15 protein-coding genes are annotated in these 17373 nt (G+C 50.6%); all 15 read left to right on the forward strand.

The genetic code is table 11. The features are described from left to right. Positions 1 to 62: 62 nt before the first annotated feature. Positions 63 to 1565 (forward strand): ABC transporter ATP-binding protein, encoded by a 1503-nt coding sequence (locus ABXR35_RS00930; protein WP_367061042.1) that lies wholly within the window; start codon positions 63 to 65, stop codon positions 1563 to 1565. Continuing rightward, the gene (locus tag ABXR35_RS00935) at positions 1562 to 2629 is read left to right on the forward strand and encodes an ABC transporter permease (RefSeq protein WP_367054183.1); all 1068 of its coding nucleotides are present in this window, start codon (positions 1562 to 1564) and stop codon (positions 2627 to 2629) included. Before ABXR35_RS00930 ends, ABXR35_RS00935 begins: the two co-directional genes overlap by 4 nt. Then, positions 2613 to 3536: an ABC transporter permease gene (locus ABXR35_RS00940; protein ID WP_367054186.1), complete on the forward strand. Its 924-nt coding sequence runs from the start codon at positions 2613 to 2615 to the stop codon at positions 3534 to 3536. Before ABXR35_RS00935 ends, ABXR35_RS00940 begins: the two co-directional genes overlap by 17 nt. A gap of 76 nt (positions 3537 to 3612) precedes the next feature. After that, a complete protein-coding gene (locus ABXR35_RS00945; protein WP_367054189.1) occupies positions 3613 to 4290 on the forward strand; it encodes a sulfite oxidase-like oxidoreductase in 678 nt (225 codons plus the stop codon). 3 nt (positions 4291 to 4293) lie between these two features. Beyond that, positions 4294 to 5022 (forward strand): nucleoside phosphorylase, encoded by a 729-nt coding sequence (locus ABXR35_RS00950; RefSeq protein WP_367054191.1) that lies wholly within the window; start codon positions 4294 to 4296, stop codon positions 5020 to 5022. Positions 5023 to 5326: 304 nt separating this feature from the next. Then, the gene (locus tag ABXR35_RS00955; protein ID WP_367054194.1) at positions 5327 to 6349 is read left to right on the forward strand and encodes a substrate-binding domain-containing protein; all 1023 of its coding nucleotides are present in this window, start codon (positions 5327 to 5329) and stop codon (positions 6347 to 6349) included. Then, entirely contained in the window at positions 6339 to 8405 is a 2067-nt protein-coding gene (locus tag ABXR35_RS00960) for a cache domain-containing sensor histidine kinase (RefSeq protein ID WP_367054197.1), read from the forward strand. Before ABXR35_RS00955 ends, ABXR35_RS00960 begins: the two co-directional genes overlap by 11 nt. Next, positions 8398 to 9624, forward strand: a complete 1227-nt coding sequence (locus ABXR35_RS00965; RefSeq protein ID WP_367054200.1) for a response regulator transcription factor — start codon at positions 8398 to 8400, stop codon at positions 9622 to 9624. Before ABXR35_RS00960 ends, ABXR35_RS00965 begins: the two co-directional genes overlap by 8 nt. 688 nt (positions 9625 to 10312) lie before the next feature. Next, the gene (locus ABXR35_RS00970; protein ID WP_367054203.1) at positions 10313 to 13243 is read left to right on the forward strand and encodes a Na+/H+ antiporter subunit A; all 2931 of its coding nucleotides are present in this window, start codon (positions 10313 to 10315) and stop codon (positions 13241 to 13243) included. A 1-nt stretch (position 13244) separates the two neighbouring features. Further along, positions 13245 to 13583 (forward strand): Na(+)/H(+) antiporter subunit C, encoded by a 339-nt coding sequence (locus ABXR35_RS00975; protein ID WP_367054206.1) that lies wholly within the window; start codon positions 13245 to 13247, stop codon positions 13581 to 13583. Further along, complete coding sequence (locus ABXR35_RS00980) at positions 13573 to 15159, forward strand: Na+/H+ antiporter subunit D (protein WP_367054209.1); 1587 nt, start codon at positions 13573 to 13575, stop codon at positions 15157 to 15159. The genes ABXR35_RS00975 and ABXR35_RS00980 overlap by 11 nt, the downstream gene beginning before the upstream one ends. 3 nt (positions 15160 to 15162) lie before the next feature. Then, positions 15163 to 15639, forward strand: coding sequence for a Na+/H+ antiporter subunit E (locus ABXR35_RS00985; protein ID WP_367054212.1), 477 nt, complete (start codon positions 15163 to 15165; stop codon positions 15637 to 15639). Next, entirely contained in the window at positions 15639 to 15959 is a 321-nt protein-coding gene (locus tag ABXR35_RS00990) for a Na(+)/H(+) antiporter subunit F1 (protein ID WP_367054215.1), read from the forward strand. Before ABXR35_RS00985 ends, ABXR35_RS00990 begins: the two co-directional genes overlap by 1 nt. Next, positions 15913 to 16326 carry a monovalent cation/H(+) antiporter subunit G gene (mnhG, locus tag ABXR35_RS00995; protein ID WP_367054218.1) on the forward strand — a complete coding sequence of 138 codons (414 nt, stop codon included), beginning with the start codon at positions 15913 to 15915 and terminating at the stop codon, positions 16324 to 16326. The genes ABXR35_RS00990 and mnhG overlap by 47 nt, the downstream gene beginning before the upstream one ends. A 269-nt stretch (positions 16327 to 16595) precedes the next feature. Further along, complete coding sequence (locus ABXR35_RS01000) at positions 16596 to 17057, forward strand: DUF1440 domain-containing protein (protein ID WP_367061045.1); 462 nt, start codon at positions 16596 to 16598, stop codon at positions 17055 to 17057. The last annotated feature ends 316 nt before the right edge of the window (positions 17058 to 17373 follow it).

The raw sequence follows: 17373 nt of genomic DNA on the forward strand, positions 1-17373 counted from the left end.
GTTAGCGCACGTAAAGGGAAGCCTATAGGCATCTTGTACAGAGGGGGAATGAACAGATGACGATGTTGCTGGAAATGCAGGGAATCACCAAAAAGTACGGCGAATTTACCGCCAATCGCGATATTCATTTTGATGTGCGTAAGGGTGAGGTTCATGCGCTCGTCGGCGAGAATGGCGCAGGCAAAACGACGTTGATGCGTATGCTGTATGGCATGGAGCAGCCCACATCTGGACGCATTCTAGTAAATGGTAAAGAAGTTCATTTTCATGATCCATCCCAAGCGATTCGGCAAGGGATTGGCATGGTGCATCAGCATTTTATGCTATTCCCAAGCTTTACGCTGGCAGAAAATATCGTCATCGGTGGTGAGCCGAAAAAAGGTGCGTTTTTTGATCGTCAGGCGGCTGCGGATAAGGTCAAGCAGCTGGGCGAGCAGTACGGTATGCCGATTGATCCGTGGAAAAAGGCGGGGGATTGTCCGCTTGGTGTACAGCAGCGAACCGAAATTTTGAAGGTGCTGTATCAGGGAGCGGATGTGATCATTCTGGATGAGCCGACTGGCGTACTGACACCGGGCGAGGTGAAGGAGCTGCTGACATCGATCAAGCGGCTGGCGGCACAGGGCAAAAGCTTTATCCTGATTACGCATAAGCTGCATGAGGTGATGGAGGCGGCAGATCGCATTACTGTGCTGCGCGATGGCGTGATTACGGGGCAGATGGATGCGAGCACGACCGATGAGGAGCAAATTTCACGTCTGATGGTTGGACGTGAGCTGGTGCAGATGAGTCGCGCTGGACGACAACCGGGTGAAGTGGTGCTGCATGCACAAGAATTGCATGTATCTGGCGGTAAGGGCAGTAAGCCACTGCTGGATCATGTATCGCTTACTGTACGCCGTGGCGAGATTGTCGGTATCGCTGGGATTTCGGGCAATGGGCAATCGGAGCTGTTGCAGGTGATTGCGGGATTGCAGCAGCCAGATAGCGGTACGATTGAGTTGAATGGAAGCGATGTAACGGGTGCGTCTGTACGACGTATTCGTGAGCAGGGCATGGCGCATATCCCTGAAGATCGTTATCTGTGGGGCGCTTCACGGGAAGCAACTGTGCTGGACAATGGTTTAATGGGACACCAGCAGCACTATCGTAAAAAAGGGCTGATTGACCGAAAGTCGCTACGTCAGGTGATGGACGGCTGGGTGAAGCGTTTTGCGATCAAAACGGGTTCGTTGGATACACAGGCGCAATTTCTATCCGGTGGTAATTTGCAAAAGCTGATCGCAGCGCGTGAATTTGCGCAAAACAAACCGTTTCTGATTGCGGCTGAACCGACGCGCGGTGTGGATGTAGGCGCGATGGAGCTGATTCATGGCGAGCTGTTGTCACGCTGTCAGGCAGGTGACGGTATTTTACTCGTATCATCCGAATTGACTGAAATATTGAAGCTGTCTGACCGCATTCTAGTTATGTACGAAGGCAAAATTGCAGGTGAATTATCGGCAGAGCAAGCGACCGAGGAGCAGATCAGTCTGCTGATGGCAGGAGGGAAAAGGCAATCATGAATACACTGAAACGTACACTGCTAGGACTGCTTCAGCCGGTGATTGCTGTAGTAATTGGCTTGCTGGCAGGTGCAGTTGCCATTATGCTGATTGGCGATTCCGTCATCGATACGTACCGTGAAATGTGGAACGGCGCATTTGGCAGCTTTTACTTTCTAACGAATACGCTGACGAGAGCGACACCGATTATATTGACTGGATTGGGTGTGGCGCTAGCGTTTCGCGCGGGATTTTTCAATATGGGAGCGACGGGGCAGATGGTGTTAGGCGGGCTGGCGGCAGCAATTACCGGTCTGTATATGCCGGGACCAAGCTGGCTAGTAATGATCGTGTCACTGCTGGTCGGGATGGTCGTCGGTGGACTATGGTCGCTGTTTGCGGGTTATATGGATGCGCGCTTTGGGGTGAATCTACTGATCTCGACGTTGCTGCTCAACTATATCGCATCGCTATTCGCCGGATATATGGTCTCGTTTCCACTCAAGGATCGTACGGGTTCGGCAGCAATGTCGCAGACACCGATGCTGCCTGCGGATGTATGGCTGCCGAAGCTGTTTTCTGGTATGAGTTTGCACGCGGGCTTTATTTTGGCAGTGCTGGCGGCGGTCGCTATTTATATCTTTATTCATCATTCGGTGTCTGGGTATGAGATTCGGATGCTGGGCAACAATCCATTTTTCGCAGCATATGGCGGCGTGAAGCGCGGCAAGATGATGGTGGTGGCGATGTTGGCAAGCGGTGCACTCGCTGGGCTTGCAGGCGCAGGTGAGGTGCTGGGTACACAACACCGGTATCTGGACGGGGCACTGACCTCGGCGGATTACGGCTGGAGTGGCATAATGGCGACATTGCTTGCTTCCTCGCATCCGATTGGTACAGCGGTGGCAGGCATTCTACTGGCGGCGCTGCAAACCGGAGCGATGGGCGTGGAGCGCAATACGAATGTACCGCTGGAAGTAGCGAGTGTCATCCAAGCGACCTTGACATTGTTCGTATCGGCTCGATTTGGTTACCTGTTCCTCAAGCGCAGAAAGGAGCGTAAAAACAATGGATCAGCTGTTTGATATTTCACTCTTTAACTCCACCCTGCGCATCCTGACGCCGATCCTGCTGGCAGCATTGGGCGGTGCGATCTGCGCGCGTGTCGGGCTGTTCAATGTCGGACTAGAAGGGCTGGTTCTGGTCGGCGCCTTTTCCGCGATTCTAGGCAATCATTTATTGGGCAATGTATGGCTGGCGGTGATATTCGCGGTCATTTGCGTGATGCTGTTTTCCTTATTGTTTGCGTATATTAGCATCAATCTGAAGGCGAATGTGATTGTAGTCGGGATCTCGCTGAACTTTTTGGCGGCGGGACTGACGACCTTTTGCTTGCGGGCGATCTTCGATGTCAAAGGCGCATATTATGATAAAAATATGCAGGGCTTGCCGAAATGGGACATTCCACTAATCAAGGACATTCCGGTGCTGGGTGGGATCGTTTCTGGGCATTCACCGCTAGTGTATACGGCATTTCTCGCGGCGATTCTGATGTGGATCTATCTGTTCAAAACGGTTAGCGGCTTCCGGCTGCGAGCAGCAGGTGAGAATCCGGTAGCAGCGCAAAGTCTGGGTATTCCAGTACGCCGTATTCAATATGGCGCGGTGCTGGTATCCGGTATGCTGTGCGGACTAGCAGGGGCGCAGTTGTCGCTCGGTCAGGTGACGATGTTCACCGAAGGCATGACGGCAGGACGCGGCTTTATCGCGCTGGTTGCTACCATGCTCGGACAATCTAACCCGCTTGGCGTGGTGGCGTCCAGTCTGCTGTTTGGTCTGATGGATGCGTTCAGTATTCGTTTGCAAGGCTTCGCGTTACCGGCGCAGTTTACACAGATGCTGCCGTATATCGTGACATTGGCAGCGATGTTCTTTTTCAAAGACCGCAGTTATCTCAAGGATGCGCAGCGTGCGAACGGTAGCTCACGCTAATGACAGATAGATAGAAGATATACGACAATCACTGTACAAGTTAAAGCCAAACAAGGCACAATAAGGAGGAACGCGGATGACCAGCAAAAAGGCAGACCGTATCAAAGCATCAAAGACGCCGTTATCCCGTAATATTACCGAAGAACAGGCGAAAAGACTGCCACCGGGGCAGTTTCTGACCGAGACGTTTCCGATTTTGCATGAAGGCGATGTGCCGGAGATCGATCTGGCTACATGGCGGCTACGCATCTTCGGTGCGGTGAACCGCGAGCAGGAGTTTTCATTTGAGCAATTGTCCGCACTGCCCAAGGTTCAAATCACCGACGATATTCACTGCGTCACACGATGGTCGAAATTCGATACCGTCTGGGAAGGCGTACGTTTTCGCGATCTATTGGAGCAACTGGATGTGCAGCCAGAAGCCAAGTATGTAATGGTGCATGGCGGTAACGATTACGAGACGAATGTACCGCTAGAGGATTTGCTGCATGATCATGTGCTGCTGGCGTATCATTATGATGGTAAGCCGCTTACGCCGAAGCATGGGTGGCCGGTGCGTCTGGTCGTGCCACATCTGTATTTTTGGAAAAGTGCGAAATGGATTACCGGGCTGGAATTTATGATCGAAGATCGTCCGGGCTTTTGGGAGCAAAACGGTTTCCATAACGAAGCCGATCCGTTTCGCGAAGAACGTTTCTCCGGTGAGGCATTGCCGATCCCGGAAGATGAATGGACCAAAAAGGAGTATGATTGAACCATGTTGATGCCCATTTTGCAGGTAAACAGTGAAGATATTCCCGAATACGCCATCGTCTGCGGCGATCCAAAGCGTGCTGCCGTTATCGCAGCACAGCTGGACAATCCGCGCGAGCTGGCATTCAGCCGTGAATACCGCAGCTTCGTCGGTACACGCGACGGTGTAGAGATCGCCGTCGTAAGCCACGGCGTCGGTTGCCCGGGAGCAGCAGTTTGCTTCGAGGAATTGATCCGTGCTGGAGCCAAAACATTGATCCGCGTCGGCACCGCCGGTTCCTATTCCGCCGACCATCCCGCAGGCAGCCTGATCGTTAGCACCGCTGCGGTGCGAACTGACGGATTGACCCGCCAACTCGTACCAGACGGCTTCCCCGCTGTAGCGGATAGCGATGTAACAGATGCCCTATATCAGGCGGCACGTGCAAGTGAAGGTGTCGTACAAAAAGGCATTACCGTCACATTGGACGTGTTCTTCAACGGTGTCGAAGAATTCCCGCACAAAAAGTTCAAACAAGCCGGCGCTCTCGCTGTCGAAATGGAAATCTCCGCCCTCTACGTCATCGCAACCCTGCGCGGCGCACGGGCTGGAGCAATTGTCGCACTGGACGGCTACGCCGATGCCGATCTGGCAGAGGAATACGATCCGAATACAAATGTAGTAGCCGATGCGATTCAGCGCGAAATCGAAGCTGCCATTCAGGCAACTGTGCAATTGGCGAAGCAAGCGTAATAGAGCACTCATTAGCTGTCATATAGTCCATCCAATCCTATTGGGTGGACTTTTTGTTGTTATACACGCAATAAATGAGAGAGGTTTTTTGTTTGAAGGTCTTTACTCTGCTCCTCTTTCCCACTCCCCCACTATTTATTGAAATTAAAGCGTTTTCTAAATTCCTAATATACGCTATATTAGATGTTGTTCCATCTAGAGTCATCCCAATACCAATACAAATCGCTATTCCCAATCACATGATCGCTTTCATCACGAGAAGAGGAATATTCAAATTTATCATGATCCGAAGGGAAGGACCGTTATGCGCAAAATGCTATGGGTGTATGCCGTGCTGGTCATTGCCCTGATCATTTATATCGTACAATACCAGGCACAGGATACATCCTCCACCTGGAATGAGCAGGGAATGAAGGGGGATATTAACGAAAAGTATGTGATGATCACGTTCCAATCCGGCATCGAATACTGGAAAAGCGGACTCAAGGGCTTTGAAGACGCTGCCGAAGCGCTGGATGTATCGGTGGAATACCAAGGCTCTATGCGCTACGATGCACGCGAGCAGGCGCTCGTAGTCGAGCAAGCGATTGCCAAAAAGCCTGCCGGTATTGCTATCTCGGCGATTGATTCTCCATTGCTGGTGCAAGCCGTTAATAAGGCAGTCGATCAGGGGATTCCGGTTGTCATGTTCGATGCCGAAGCACCGGGTAGCAAATCCTATTCCTTTCTCGCAACGGACAATCGGAATGCGGGCATCCTTGCCGCCGATCAAATGGCGGATCGTACGGGTGGCAGTGGACAGATTGCCATTATTACACTGGGCAACCAGCAAAATCATAAAGACCGAACGGCTGGGTTTGAAGAGCAGATCAAGCAGCGTCATCCGAATATGAAGATTATCGCGGTGGAAAATGATCAGGGTGATGCAATGATGGCACAGCAGCAGATGACCCGTATATTGAATCAATATCCGCAGTTGAGCGGTGTATTTATCACGGAAGCAACTGGTGTCAGCGGTGTAGGTGCAGCAGTGCAGCAATGGATACAGTCTCCCGGTCATATGCAAAAGGACAAGCCGGTCATTATCAGCTTTGATACGAACAAGGAAACGCTGGATATGATACGCTCCGGTACGATCGATGCAACTATCGCGCAAGGCACATGGAATATGGGCTACTGGTCGCTGCAATATTTGTTTCATTTGCATCATGGGTTGACCGTTCCAGCGCCGTCATTGAGCGGTATCGTATCGCCAGTACCCGTACGTGTTGATACCGGTGTCTCGGTCGTTACGCAGGATAATGTTGGGGATTATTATGCCAAATAAACCATCCGACGAACATCGCTTGATACGCTGGCTGCGACAGGATTGGCGCCAATATCATCCTGAGAATTTGCCGCTGCATACTCAGCTGATTACTCTGTTTTTGCTGATTGGGATATTACCAGCTATTTTGCTGGGAGTGATGGTCAATTATACTTCTGACCGAATTATTGAGCGGCAGGTGACGGACAATACGCTGCAATTGATCGACAAGGTAAATCAGACGCTGGATACGTATATGGAGCATATGCAGAGCATTACGTATCTGATCAGCTTTGACTCTGGTGTAGTGAATTTTATGAATGCGACATCAAGTACAGATAGAAACAACAATATAAGCAACAACGCAGAAGATAACACACAAGGAAATACAAACAAATATGCACAACATGGGAACAAAACCGCCAACGAGAAGACCAATGAAACAATCAGCTCTCAAACTGCTGCTTCTACGGATGCGCGCGATCTCGATGACGCCGATGATTCAGACCTCTCGTTATCCGGCACATCCGTATATCAGATACGCCAGTTTTTGCAGGGTTTTACTACGGTATATCCAGAAATCGCTGGCATTCTGATCGTGAATCGCAATGGGGAATATATTAGCAATGAGCTATACGCGCGCAATCCGCAGCAAAGCCTGACGCGGGAAGCGTGGTATCGTGAAGCGGTAGCGAACAAAGGGCTGTTTACTATTGTTGGTCATCCATCTGGGCGTAATGTGACCAGTCATACCAACTATCTAGACAGTGAGGTCATTTCCGTCGCCCGCGCGCTTTATGATCCGCATACCGGAAATATGCGCGGGGTGGTGCTGATTGATCTCAAGCTACGTGTGATCGCTCAGGCAGCCAAGGATGTACGGCTAGGCAAAACCGGTTATCTTATGGTCACAGATGGCAAAGGGCAGCCGATCTATTCGCCGAAAGGACCATTTGAGCAATCGGTTCCCGCTCGTCTTGCATCCTCATTGACCTCTGCTCAGCAGGATGTGTTTACAAGTGACATTCAAGGGCAACAGCTGCAATTTGTGTATACCACGTCCGATTATACCGGCTGGAAAACGGTCGGCGTATTCCGGTTCAGTGAGTCGGTGGCAGAGTCGCGTACAATTCGCTTTTATGTCGTCATTTTCCTGTTTATCGTCTGCTTTGCCGGGTTAACCGCTTCGTACGGATTGGCACGCTCCATCTCGCAGCCGATCCATCGCTTGTCCGCTCTGATGCAAAAGGCAGAAGCTGGCGATATGACTGCCCGCTATATGAGCAGCCGTCGTGATGAAGTGGGTATGCTAGGGCGCAGCTTTAACCGGATGATTATCGAGATTCGCAATTTGCTGCGGCTCAATCGCAGGCAGGAGCGGCAAAAGCGTGAAGCCGAATTGCGCAGTCTACAGGCGCATATTCGTCCGCATTTTCTGTACAACACACTCGATACGATTCAATGGATGGCACGGAAAAAGGGCGCCGAGGACATTTCGCAGTTGGTCGATTCCTTGTCCAAGCTGTTTCGCATTGGATTAAGCGGCGGTAGCGACATTATTACGCTACATGAGGAAGAGCAGCATATTCGCAGTTATTTGCAAATTCAACAGACTCGTTATCGCGATCGTTTGCATTATACGCTGGATATTCCAGAATCACTGCAAGGTGTATATGTGATCAAGCTACTGCTACAGCCGCTAGTGGAAAATGCGATCTATCACGGCATTCGTGCTCGTCGCGGACCGGGCATGATCACGGTGCGTGCGGAGCAGCAGGAGGAGATGCTGATCTATACCGTGACCGATGACGGAGCAGGCATTACCGAAGAACGGCTAGCCGAATTACAGCAACAGCTAGAGCATCCGCTGGATACGCTGGGCAGTCGTGGACCAGAGCCGAGTGGCAGCTATGGATTGCTGAATATTCAGGCGCGTATCCATCTGGCGTATGGAACACGCTATGGGTTGACCTTGCAGCGCGGAGAGCATGGGGGAGCGATTGTTACCGTCACTCAGCCGCTGTTGCGTCAATTTCCGCCACATACGATTCGTCAGGAGGAGGATGACAATGAGTGAACAATTACAGGTCATGATTGCCGACGATGAATATATTATTCGTGAGGGGATTCGGGAGTCGGTGGATTGGAAAGCGCTTGGTATGGTCGTCATCGCCGAGGCGGAGGACGGGGAGGAAGCGTTAGAGCTGGCTTTGCAGGAAGAAATTCATATTTTACTGGTCGATATGAATATGCCGTTTATGGACGGGATTACGCTGATTCGTCGGATTCGCGAGCATCAGCCAGATTGCCGATTTGTGATTATTACGGGGCATGATGAATTTAGCTATGCGCAGGAAGCGATTCGGCTTGGCGTCAAAGATTATATTCTCAAGCCAGTGGACCCGGTGCATCTGCGCCGTGTGCTGGAGCAGATTGCGACCGAGCTGAATGGCGATTGGCAGCAGGAGCAATATTTGAAACAGGCGACTGACCAGATTCGGCGCAATATTCCGCTGCTGCGCGAGCAATTTTGTCTCGATTGGCTACAAGGACGTTTGCTAGATTCGGAGGTGCAGCACCAGCTGGAATTTCTGGATTTGCCGACGCAGCTGCCTGCTGCACTGCTGTTGGTACGCTGGTCAGGTCATGCAGAAGGGCGACCACCCTTGCAGGAATATGACCGTCAACTGCTGCTGTTTGCGATTGGCAATATTGCTGCTGAACTATTACACGATATTCCGCTGGTTGCCTGCCGTGATGCTTCCGGTATGATCATTCTCTGTCTGTGGCAGCTGCCGCAGCAGAATATCGGTGAGCGTATCATCGCTGCGGTGCGTGATTATATCGGGCTGCATATTCAGCTGCATATCCAACCTGTCGGTCATGTGGACGAATCCGATTTGTCGCTGAATGCGCTGGCACCTGCCTATCGGTTTGCGAGACAGATGATGGAGGGGCAGCTTCAGCTGTCACCGCTGGTACGGCGAGCACGCAGTTATATTGCCGAGCATTATGCCGATCCACAGCTTACGCTAGAGGTACTAGCAGATCAGTTGCAGGTATCGTCGGCATATTTGAGCCGCACGATGAAGCGCGAGCTGGGATATTCCTTTATCCATCTACTAGTACAGGTGCGCATTCAACGTGCAACGCAATTGCTGGCGGAGAGTGAAGGTACTATTTTGGAGGTGGCGGAGCAGGTGGGGTATGAATCGCAGCATTATTTCAGTACTGCTTTTAAAAAGGTGACAGGTGTATCGCCCAATCGCTATCGCCGTGAGAAGGTTCCGCATTGATTGTCAGTTTTATGCTGATGGGGCATAGGGTTCGCTTTGATGAGAACGAACGATTGTATGTCGTAGCAGCTTGCCGTTAAGGAACAGCTATAGTATAGTGGAGCAGTGCTATCGTGCAATGAGCCAGTGTACGCATTGCCCATCGTGGTATGTTTCGTTGGTTGATGTGCGTGTACTGCCCTCGTTATCGGATATAGCTTGCATGATCTATACTCGCTATACTGCTATACCGAATCATACGACTCGGATTGTACGCTCATCATGCCTCTATCGCATCCATGTATCGGTGGAGCAATACAAGCAGACACAAAACTGTAAAAAATAAATACCGCTGTTCCACCACACCACAATCTCATGACCAAGATACGGTTCAAAATCACCTGTATCTTCCAAATGATGGTCATGCAGACATGATCCATGTACAACAATGTGAATATCGAATATAACACCATAGACGCAACAACCGGAGGAGCCTGTCAACACAGGCTTCTTTTTGTCTTTTTTCGGATGATTGTCGTTTAAGGTTGATCTCTGACTGATGAATTCGCTATAGGGTGGTTATGGGTACTATATAGTAGTAGGGCTTGTTTTTACGCTGTTCTGCTTGCGATCACACGGTATAGGATCGGTTTTTATAGCCGATTTGATATAAATCTATATATAGAACATTCGGGGGGTGTGTCTAAGGGTGTATGTGCTGCATGCTGCCATTCTGGCTCCATTTGTACTGGCTGCGCTGGTACCGCTGATTCGCAAATATGTAACATCTGTACATACCGGCTGGTTTGTGTTGATTTTGCCGGTGCTGCTGTTTACGCTGTTTCTTACTTACCTACCGGTAATCCGTTCCGCTGATACCGGTGTGATGACATTGCCGTGGATGCCATCGTTGGGCATCGATTTTGCGGTGTATTTGGACGGGCTGGGCTTGCTGTTTGCCCTGCTGATTACGGGAATCGGTGCGCTCGTCGTCCTGTATTCTATTTACTATCTTGACCCAGAGCAGGAAGCGATTCACCGCTTCTATCTGTATTTGCTGTTGTTTATGGGTGCAATGCTGGGCATCGTATTGTCCGATAATATGATCGTTCTGTATACATTCTGGGAGCTGACGAGCATCTCGTCGTTCCTGCTGATTGCGTTCTGGTATGAGCGGGATCGGTCGCGGTATGGGGCGCTCAAGTCGATGCTGATTACGGTATTGGGCGGATTCGCCATGCTTGCCGGATTCGTGCTGCTGCATGGCATGACAGGGACATGGAGCATTCGCGAAACGATTGCTGCGTTATCGCAGATTCAGGATCATCCGCAATTTATGCTGGCGATGATTCTAGTGCTGCTTGGCGCTTTTACCAAGTCGGCGCAGTTTCCATTCCATATCTGGCTACCAGATGCGATGGAGGCGCCTACGCCAGTTAGTGCCTATTTGCACTCGGCAACAATGGTCAAGGCGGGCATTTATCTGGTCGCACGCTTCAGCCCGATCTTCGCTGGTGAAGCGGAGTGGTTCTGGATCGTCTCGCTCGGCGGGATCATTACGATGTGCTATGGCTCGATTATGGCGGTACGTCAGAATGATCTCAAAGCACTGCTTGCTTATTCCACCATCTCACAGCTTGGCTTGATCATGTCACTGTTCGGTGCAGGCTCGGCGGCTGTGCATCTCGGTTATGGCGAGGAATCGCTGCTGTATGCGGGCGCAACGACAGCTGCCATTTTCCATCTGATCAATCATGCGACCTTCAAGGGAGCCTTGTTTATGGTTGCTGGTATTGTCGATCATGAAACGGGCACTCGTGATATGCGTAAGCTCGGCGGATTGATGAATCTGCTACCGATCACATTTACCATCTCTTGTATCGGGGCATTCTCGATGGCAGGCTTGCCGCCGTTTAACGGATTTCTGAGTAAGGAAATGTTTCTAGAAGCGATGGCGGAGTTGACACATGGCGACTTTTTCAGCTTGAGTACGTGGGGTATTCTATTCCCGATTCTGGCGTTCGTCGGCAGTGTGTTTACCTTTGTGTATTGCATGATCTTTGTATTCAAAACGTTCCGTGGTCCATATGAGCCGGAGCATTATGATACGAAGCCGCATGAACCGTCGTGGGGCATGCTGTTGCCGCCGGCGATTCTAGCGCTGCTTGTGCTGGTATTCGGATTCGTACCGAATCTGCTGTCCTACAGCTTGATCGAACCAGCGATGCGGTCGGTGCTGCCAGGTCTTGTGCCTGCTAGTGGGCATTATGAGGTGCATATTTCGTTCTGGCACGGATTTACTCCAGCACTGTGGATGACGGTTGGCATTATTGTACTGGGTACGATGCTGTATATTCTGCTGCCGCGTTGGGAGCGTATCTATCAATTCTATCCTGCCAAATTCACACTGACTCGCTTGTATGATGGCTTGCTGCATTATGGGGAAAATCTGTCGCGCGGCATCACGCTGCGTTATATGAGCGGCTCAGTGCATCATTATCTAGTGTACATTTTCACCTTTATTATTGTGCTGGTTGGATTCGGATTGTTCCGCGCGGATGGCATCTCGCTATCGCTGGATAACGCCGCACCGACAAGCATCTACGAGATTATATTGATTCTTCTACTGGTCGGCTCGGCGGTTGCCGTTCCCTTTGCTCGTCAGCGTCTGACAGCGGTTATTATGACTGGTGCGGTCGGTTATCTGGTGACGCTATTCTTCGTCTTCTTCCGCGCACCTGATCTGGCGCTGACGCAGATGATTGTCGAGACGGTGTCGGTTGTGCTGTTCCTGCTCTGCTTTTACCATATGCCGGAGCTGCGACGCGAGGTGAGTACGAAGGTATCACGCTGGCTGAATGCGATTATCGCGATCGGGGTTGGCGTGATTATGACCTTCGTCTCGCTCGCAGCGAGCGGCAGCAGTAGCTTTGACAGTATTGCTAGTTATTTTGTGGAAAACAGTCATGATCTAGGTGGCGGCGACAATGTGGTCAACGTCATTCTGGTTGACTTCCGTGGCTTTGATACCTTTTTGGAGATTACCGTGCTGGGCATCGCTGCACTAGGAATCTTCTCGATGATTCAGCTGCAAATGAAAGTGCGCGATACCGGCGCACGCATTCTATATGTGAAGCCGAAGATCGAGCTAGCGCCGAGTGTGCCGATCGGTCGTACACGCAAGGAAACACGGACAATCTCGGAAAATATGAATCTGTTCAAAAGTAATGACGTGATTCTCGCTACAGGCACGAAGGTGATCGTGTTTATCATTCTGACCTTCGCGTTATATCTGTTCTTCGCCGGGCATAACAATCCGGGCGGTGGCTTTATTGGTGGTCTGATGGCTGCCGCAGCACTCGTATTGCTGGCGCTATCCTTCAATGTAGAGCTGGCGCGCCGAGTCGTGCCGATTGATTACCGTGATCTGATCGCAACCGGACTCGCAATTGCATATCTGACGGGCATGGGTTCGTTCCTATTCGGAATGCCCTTCCTCAGTCATACGTTTGCGTATGTGGAGCTTCCGTTCCTCGGTAAGACGGAGCTGGCGACGGCAATGATCTTCGATCTGGGTGTGTTCTTAACCGTCATTGGTGTGACGATGACGATCATTTTACAAATAGGGGAGGACCGCTGATATGGAAATATGGATGTCGCTTGCCGTCGGCATATTGTTCGCTGTTGCCGTCTATCTCATTCTATCGCGCAGTCTACTGCGCATCATTCTGGGCGCTTCGATTCTGACGCACGGGGTACATCTACTGCTGCTTACCATGTCGCGGTTGAAAACAGGTGCCCCGCCGCTATTGGGTGAAGAATCCGGCTCGTATGTTGATCCGCTGCCGCAGGCATTGATTCTGACCTCAATTGTCATCAATTTCGGCGTGACCGCCTTCTTTTTCGTACTGGCGTACCGCTCGTACATCCGTCTGAAAACGGATGATATGGAGGAGGTGAAGCGCAAAGGTGGCCAATAATCTGCTTGTATTTCCACTACTGATTCCGTTGGTGACAGCAGTGCTGCAAGTGTTCGGACGCAATTCTATCCATTTTCAAAAGATCGCCGGAGCAGTCGCCGTGCTGCTGAATATCGGGATTGCCAGCTGGCTGATCGTTGATGTGCAGCACAACGGGATTCAACTGCTGCCGATGGGCGATTGGGCAGCACCCTATGGCATCGTGCTGGTTGCCGATATGTTCGCAGCGCTGCTTGTGTTGACTACCTCGATTCTGGGCGCCGTTTGTCTATTTTATGCGTTTGCTAGTATCGGGGAGGAGCGGGAAAAGCATCATTTTTATCCGTTTTTTCAATTTTTGCTGGCAGGGGTGTATGGGTCGTTTCTGACCGGAGATTTGTTCAACTTGTTTGTCTGTTTTGAAGTGATGCTGATCTCGTCGTATGCGTTGATCGTACTAGGTGGTACGAAGCGGCAATTGCGGGAGACGCTCAAATACATTTTGATCAACATTGTGTCATCATCGTTGTTCGTCGCGTCGCTTGCGTATCTATATGCGGCAACAGGAACACTCAATATGGCGCATTTATCGCAGCGCATTGCCGAAGTGGGGCAAACGGGCATTATTAGCGTCATTGCGCTGTTGCTGTTAACGGTATTCAGTCTAAAAGCAGGATTGTTTCTCTTTTACTGGCTACCGGGACCGTATTCGTCGCCGCCGACTGTGGTATCGGCGATCTTCGCTGGATTGCTGACCAAGGTGGGATTGTATGCGATTATGCGTACCTTCACGCTCATCTTTTACCATGATCACGGGTTTGTGTATGATCTGATCGGCTGGCTCGGCATTGCCACAATGGTGCTAGGTGTGGTCGGAGCGGTTGCGTACCGTGAGATCAATCGCATTCTGGCGTATAACGTAATCGCTGGGGTTGGTCTAATCGCCTTCGGGCTGGCAACCGCCAATCGTGCAGGCATGGAGGGCGCGATCTTCTATATGCTGAACGATATGATCATCAAGGCGCTGCTATTCATGCTTGCTGGTGTGATGATCGGTGCAGCCGGAACCGCGCGCTTGCAGCAGATGAGCGGTCTGATCAAGCGTATTCCGCTGACCGGCTGGATGTTCTTCATTACGGCATTGGCGTTAGCTGGTGTACCGCCGCTGAGTGGATTCGCGGGCAAGCTGCTGATCGTGCAGGGAGCGATGGAACGAGGCTGGTATACGATGACACTCATTAGTCTAGCAGCCAGTCTGGTCATGCTTTACTCAGTGATGCGCATCTTCATGCTCGGCTTCTGGGGCAAGGAGCGCAAGCTGGCGGATGAGCAGGATCATGTGCCGGAGGATGTATATCAGGACTGGATTGCCGAAGCGGGGAATCCGAATTTGATGCCGGATGCGCAAGAGAATGTGCTAGAGCATCGCTGGGGCATGTTCAAGCCCGTGCTGCTTATGCGCTCGGCATCGGTGCTGTTCGTGCTCGTTATCGTGATCGGGCTAGGTGCAGGTTATATTCAGACGTATATTGCCGAGGCGGCAGGCGTGCTGATGGAGCCTTCTTTATATATTCAGGCTGTACTGGGGGGCGGTTGAGAGATGGGATTTCAAATTGTACTCAATCTGCTGATTGCCTTTGTCTGGATGGCGCTGCATACGTCATGGGATACCCCCAGCTTCGTCATTGGGTATCTGATCGGTCTGCTAATGATCTTTGCTCTGCATCGCTTTTTCCCGCAGCCGTTTTATGGACGGAAATTATGGGCGGTGGTGAAGCTGATTGTGCTGTTCTTTTCTGAGCTGATCAAATCCAGCTATGTCGTGCTGAAGCATATTGTCAGTCCAAAGCTGGACATTAACCCCGGCATTCTGACCTATGAAACGGATCTGACATCCGATTGGGAATTGACGCTGTTGTCGACGCTCGTCTCGCTTACGCCCGGCACGGTGCTGATCGAGGTATCCAAGGAGCAGCATCTCGCCTATATCCATGCGATTGATATTCGGGACGAAGAGAAGCTATCTAGCGATATTCGCAATACCTTTGAAAAAGCGATCAAGGAGGTGACCCGGTAATGCCATTATTGCAAACTGCGCTATTGATTACGCTGATTCTGTTGTCGCTGGCGATTGCCGGGTGCATGTATCGGGTGCTCAAAGGACCGTCCATGACTGACCGCATTACCGCACTGGATACGATCGGAGTCAATCTGATCGCCATGATCGCAGTATTGTCGATGATGCTGGATACACAGGCATATCTGGAAGTAATGCTGCTAGTCGGGATTCTGGCATTTATCGGAACGGTGGCTTTTGCCAAATATATTGAACGTGGGGTGGTGATTGAGCATGAATATGAAGATACAGACGAGCAGCCTGATTCAGACGATCGGTGAGCCAGTCATTGCGATCTTGATTGTGCTGGGCGCGGTATTGAGTGTACTAAGTGCATTTGGTATTATTCGTTTTCCTGATGTGTACCTGCGTGCCCATGCCGCGACCAAAAGTGCGACGCTGGGTGTCCTGTTTGTCCTGACAGGAGCATTCCTATTCTTCTGGGTATACGATGGGTATCCAAGCATGCGCATTTTGCTGGCAATCGTATTCGTGTTCATCACCGCGCCGATTGCGGGTCATTTGAACGCGCGCGCTGCGTACCGAACCGGTGTACCGTTATGGAAGCTGGCAAAGGATGAATTGAAACCAGCTTTAAAGGAAAAGGGCATCGACCGCGAGCGTGCCGAGCGTGAAACGTTGAACTGAATACGTACGGCTGGCGGCTTTTTGCAAGGTTGTTCCCTTGCGATCTACAACTTGCTTCATAGGACAATATGCCTTGGTGACAGGTTCTCGAAAAGAATAAGGATATGACATTTCTATCATGTAACTGGGTATATAATGTTGTATCATGTCTGTTACGAGAAACTGAATAGGAGTTGATGTCTATGAGCAGCATTAGAACAAGTCGATCCAGCCGTATTACTTTATCAGCGATTCTCTGGAAAAGTATCTGGTACGGATTCATCGCTGGTATGATCTCCGGCATGGTCAAGATTGGGTGGGAGAAAATCCTACCACCGCGAACGATGGCGCGGGATGCAACCAATCCGCCACAGCAGCTATTGCAGCAGCTTGGATTGTCGCAGGATACAACGCATGCGTTTGTGTATTATTCGACCGATCAAAAGGTATTCTATGTGGCACTCATCATCCACTTTGCCTTCGCGATTGTGTTCGCGGCGTTGTATATTTTGCTGGCACAGTATTGGCAAACGATTACGCTCTGGCAGGGTGCAGTATACGGGATTGTGATCTGGATCATCTTCCATCTGCTGTTGATGCCTGCTCTCGGTACCGTTCCATCCGCTTGGGATCAGCCGCTGGCTGAGCATATATCGGAATTCTTCGGTCATATTATCTGGGCATGGAGTATTCATGCGACTGCCTTTTTCCTGATTGCTCAGGATCGTAGACAGACGTTGCGACAGCTATAATGTCGATCTTCTATGTTACATGATCTGCACTAATAGTGACGCTTCATGAGGGATAGTGAATGAGAAATGAATCGTACGAATCTAGAATAGCAACGCAGGATTCCTAACTGTTAAAAAGCTTCTTTGTGCACAAGAGACGATGTTTCGGATATTCTGAAACGATGCAGTCTTGGCACAAGGAAGCTTTTTTGATGAGCAGAACAGCAGATAGTTATTTTAATCCATTTACATACAGTCCCATTTTGTCATGTGGCGAAATATATGCTAGAATCATGTTGGATTAATTGTTAACCTATAATTTTATATAAGGTTAACA

The sequence above is a fragment of the Paenibacillus sp. JQZ6Y-1 genome (assembly GCF_040719145.1).
GTDB classification, from domain to species: Bacteria; Bacillota; Bacilli; order Paenibacillales; family Paenibacillaceae; genus Saccharibacillus; species Saccharibacillus kandeliae.